This is a genomic window from Mesorhizobium sp. M7A.F.Ca.CA.002.09.1.1, from assembly GCF_003998555.1.
In the GTDB taxonomy this organism is placed as follows: Bacteria; Pseudomonadota; Alphaproteobacteria; order Rhizobiales; family Rhizobiaceae; genus Mesorhizobium; species Mesorhizobium ciceri.
Genome location: NZ_RZRR01000482.1, coordinates 1 through 4,229, shown reverse-complemented (window position 1 = coordinate 4,229; position 4,229 = coordinate 1). Strand labels below are relative to the sequence as shown.

The following is a 4,229-nucleotide window of genomic DNA, read 5'->3' as shown; positions in this document are numbered from 1 at the left end:
CCGGTCAAGCCGCGCGCCGGCGTCTGGCGCCGGCTGGTCAGGCGCCGTCTGGCTCTGCTCGGGCTGGTCATCGTCGCCATCGTCGTTGCCGGCGCCGTGCTGGCGCCATGGCTGACTGGCTATGATCCCAACGAGCAGATGTTCGACGGCCTGACCATCGAGGGCTCGCCCTTGCCGCCGGATGCAAAATTCTGGCTGGGCACCGACTTGCTCGGCCGCGACCTCCTGACCCGCATCCTCTACGGCGCCCGCACCTCGCTGATCATCGGCATCGTCGCCAATGGCGTGGCACTGTTCATTGGCACGCTGGTCGGTGTTGTCGCCGGCTATTTCCGTGGCTGGATCGGCAGCGCGCTGATGCGTTTCACCGATTTGATGATGGCGTTTCCGGCACTGCTGCTCGCCATTTGCCTGGCCGCGGTGTTCGAGCCCAGCCTGTGGATCGTCGCCATGGTCATCGCTTTGGTCAACTGGGTGCAGACCGCCCGCGTCATCTACACCGAGACCTCATCGCTGGCGGAGCGTGAGTTCATCGATGCCGAACGCACCATCGGCGCGAGCGCGCCGCGCATCCTGTTTCGCCACATCCTGCCGCATCTCTTACCGACCATCATCGTCTGGGGCACGCTCGGCATTTCGACCACCGTGCTGCTCGAGGCGACACTCTCCTTCCTCGGCATCGGCGTCCAGCCGCCCACGGCGTCCTGGGGCAACATCATCTTCGAGAACCAGACCTATTTCCAGGCCGCACCCTGGCTGGTGTTCTTTCCGGGTGCCGCGATCCTGGCGCTGGCGCTCGCCTTCAACCTGATCGGCGATGCGCTGCGCGACATCCTCGATCCGACGCAAAGAGGCCGGGCATGATCGCCTATCTCGGCCGCCGCCTCATCCAGTCGCTGCTGATCCTGCTCGGCGTCTCGCTGATCACCTTCGCTCTGCTCTATCTCCTGCCCGCCGATCCGGTGCGCCAGATCGCCGGCCGCAGTGCCACGCCGCAGACGGTCGAGAACATCCGCCAGCAGCTCGGCCTCGACCAGCCGTTCGTCGTCCAGTACTGGCGCTATCTCACGAAGCTCGTCAGCGGCGATCTCGGCCGCTCCTACATCCAGCGCTCCGAAGTCACCGAGCTGATCGTTTCGCGGCTGCCGGCCAGCCTGTTGCTGATGGTCGGCGCCATCCTGTGCGAGCTGTTGCTCGGCCTGAGCATGGGCCTGATCGCCGCCGTCAAGCGCGGCACCGCCACTGACCAGACGCTGATGGTCGCCTCCTTCGTCGGCGTCTCGGCGCCGCAATTCGTCGTCGGTCTGCTGCTGCTCTACGTCTTTGCCGTGCGGCTCAGCTGGTTCCCGATCGGCGGCTACGGCACCTGGCGTCATCTGGTGCTGCCGTCACTGACCATGGGAATCCTCGGCGCGGGCTGGTACGCGCGCATGATGCGCTCGTCGATGATCGACGTGCTGCGCCAGGATTACGTGCGCACCGCCCGCGCCAAAGGCCTGGCGCGGCGAGCTATCCTGTTCCGCCATGCGCTGCCCAACGCCATCCTGCCGGTGATCGCCATGATCGGCATCGACATAGGCATCTTCATGGGCGGCATCGTCGTCGTCGAAAGCGTATTCGGCTGGCCCGGCATTGGCCAGCTCGCCTGGCAGGCCATCCAGCGCGTCGACATCCCGATCATCATGGGTGTGACGCTGGTGTCGGCCTTCGCCATCGTGCTGGGCAATCTGCTGGCCGACATCATCGCGCCCTTCATCGACCCCCGCATCAAGCTCAGATGAAATGAAAACCAGACAGAGAAAGGGAACATAAAAATGAAAAGGTTTCTCGCATCCACGGTAGCGGCATCGGCGCTGGCGCTGATGCTCGGCATGACGAGCGTTCGCGCCGAGGACGCCGTCGATCCGAACGCCAAGCAGGGCGGCGCCATCACCATCACCTACAAGGACGACGTCGCCACGCTCGATCCGGCGATCGGCTATGACTGGCAGAACTGGTCGATGATCAAGAGTCTGTTCGACGGGTTGATGGACTACGAGCCGGGCACCACCAATTTGAAACCCGACCTCGCCGAAAGCTACGAGATTTCGCCCGACGGCAAGACCTTCACCTTCAAGCTGCGCCATGGCGTGAAATTCCACAATGGCCGCGAGATGACGGCCGACGACGTGAAATATTCGCTCGACCGCGTCACCAATCCGAAGACGCAGAGCCCCGGCGCCGGCTTCTTCGGCTCGATCAAGGGCTATGACGATGTCGCCGCCGGCAAGGCCGAGAGCCTCTCCGGCGTCACCGTCGTCGACCCTTACACGGTCAAATTCGAATTGACCCGCCCCGACGCCACCTTCCTGCATGTGATGGCCATCAACTTCGCCCATGTCGTGCCGAAGGAAGAGGTCGAGAAATACGGCGCCGATTTCGGCAAGCATCCGGTCGGCACCGGCGCCTTCAAGCTCGCCGAGTGGACGCTCGGCGAGCGCATCGTCTTCGAGCGCAATGCGGACTATTGGCACAAGGGCCTGCCGCATCTGGACAAGATCACCTTCGAGATCGGCCAGGAGCCGATCGTGGCGCTGCTGCGCCTGCAGAAGGGCGAGATCGACGTCCCCGGCGACGGCATTCCGCCAGCAAAATTCCAGGAGGTGATGGCCGATCCCGAGCAGAAGGCACGCGTCGTCGAAGGCGGCCAGCTGCACACCGGCTATGTCACCATGAACACCACCATGGCGCCGTTCGACAATGTTAAGGTGCGCCAGGCAGTCAACATGGCGATCAACAAGGCGCGCGTCATCCAGATCATCAACGGCCGCGCCGTGCCGGCCAACCAGCCGCTGCCGCCGTCGATGCCGGGCTACGACAAGGAATACAAGGGCTATCCCTATGACGTCGCCAAGGCCAAGGCGCTGCTCGCAGAGGCTGGCCACCCCGACGGCTTCGAGACACAGCTGTTTGCCATGAACACCGATCCCAACCCGCGCATCGCCCAGGCGATCCAGCAGGATCTGGCGGCGATCGGCATCAAGGCCAGCATCCAGTCGCTGGCGCAGGCAAACGTGATTGCCGCCGGCGGCGACAAGGCCGGCGCACCGATGATCTGGTCCGGCGGCATGGCCTGGATCGCCGACTTCCCGGATCCGTCGAACTTCTACGGCCCGATCCTCGGCTGCGCCGGTGCGGTGCCCGGCGGCTGGAACTGGTCGTGGTATTGCAACAAGGATCTCGACGCCAAGGCGGCCGAGGCCGACTCGGTGGTCGACCCGGCTAAATCAGGCGAACGCGACAAGATGTGGAGCGCCATCTACGACAAGGTGATGGAAGACGCGCCCTGGGCGCCGGTCTTCAACGAGCAGCGCTTCACCATGAAATCGGCGCGCATGGGCGGCGCCGACAACCTCTATGTCGACCCGGTTCATATCCCGATCAACTACGACAATGTGTACGTAAAAGATGTGCAATAACTGCGACTACACCATCCACGGGCGCCAACATCATTTCGGCTGGGACAATTCGTTTGCCCCGGCCGAGCGGGTGGCGCCCGGCTCGACGATCGAGTTCCAGTGCCTCGATTCCTCCGGCGGCCAGTTGCAGGCCGGCAGCACGGTCGCCGACGTCGCCAAGCTCGACTTCGCCACCGTCAATCCGGTGACCGGGCCGATCTTCGTCGAGGGGGCCGAGCCGGGTGACGCGCTGAAGGTGACGATCGAGATGTTCAAGCCGTCCGGCTTCGGCTGGACGGCCAACATTCCGGGCTTTGGGCTGCTCGCCGACGACTTCAAGGAGCCGGCGCTGAACATCTGGAAATACGACGCTGCCTCGCTCGAGCCGGCGCTGTTCGGCAAGAATGCGCGTGTGCCGTTGAAACCCTTCGCCGGCACCATAGGCAACGCGCTGGCGGAAAAGGGCCACCACTCGGTGGTGCCGCCAAGGCGCGTCGGCGGCAATCTCGACATCCGCGATCTCGCCGCCGGCACCACGCTCTATCTGCCGGTGGAAGTGGCGGGCGCGCTGTTTTCGGTCGGCGACACCCATGCCGCGCAAGGTGACGGCGAGGTCTGCGGCACGGCGATCGAAAGTCCGATGGACGTCGTGCTCAAGCTCGACCTGGTCAAGGATGCCAGGCTGAAGACGCCGCGCTTCACCACGCCAGGCCCGGTGACGCGCCATCTCGACGCCAAGGGCTATGAGGTGACGACCGGCATCGGTCCGGACCTGATGACCGGCGCCAGGGA

The 4,229-nt window shown here is 64.4% G+C and carries 4 protein-coding genes; all 4 read left to right on the top strand.

Going from position 1 to position 4,229, the window contains the following annotated elements; translation table 11 throughout:
- On the top strand, nt 1-864 hold an 864-nt coding region (locus EN994_RS20210; RefSeq protein WP_164746033.1), incomplete at its 5' end, for an ABC transporter permease.
- The gene (locus tag EN994_RS20205) at nt 861-1,781 is read left to right on the top strand and encodes an ABC transporter permease (protein ID WP_024502122.1); all 921 of its coding nucleotides are present in this window, start codon (nt 861-863) and stop codon (nt 1,779-1,781) included. The genes EN994_RS20210 and EN994_RS20205, both read left to right, overlap by 4 nt.
- 33 nt (nt 1,782-1,814) lie before the next feature.
- A complete protein-coding gene (locus EN994_RS20200; protein ID WP_063169703.1) occupies nt 1,815-3,458 on the top strand; it encodes an ABC transporter substrate-binding protein in 1,644 nt (547 codons plus the stop codon).
- On the top strand, nt 3,448-4,229 hold a 782-nt coding region (locus EN994_RS20195; RefSeq protein ID WP_127307752.1), incomplete at its 3' end, for an acetamidase/formamidase family protein. The genes EN994_RS20200 and EN994_RS20195, both read left to right, overlap by 11 nt.

Coding starts and splice junctions, on each gene's coding strand:
- EN994_RS20200 (WP_063169703.1), top strand. CDS start 1,815: ATGAAAAGGTTTCTCGCATCCACGGTAGCGGCATCGGCGCTGGCGCTG.
- EN994_RS20205 (WP_024502122.1), top strand. CDS start 861: ATGATCGCCTATCTCGGCCGCCGCCTCATCCAGTCGCTGCTGATCCTG.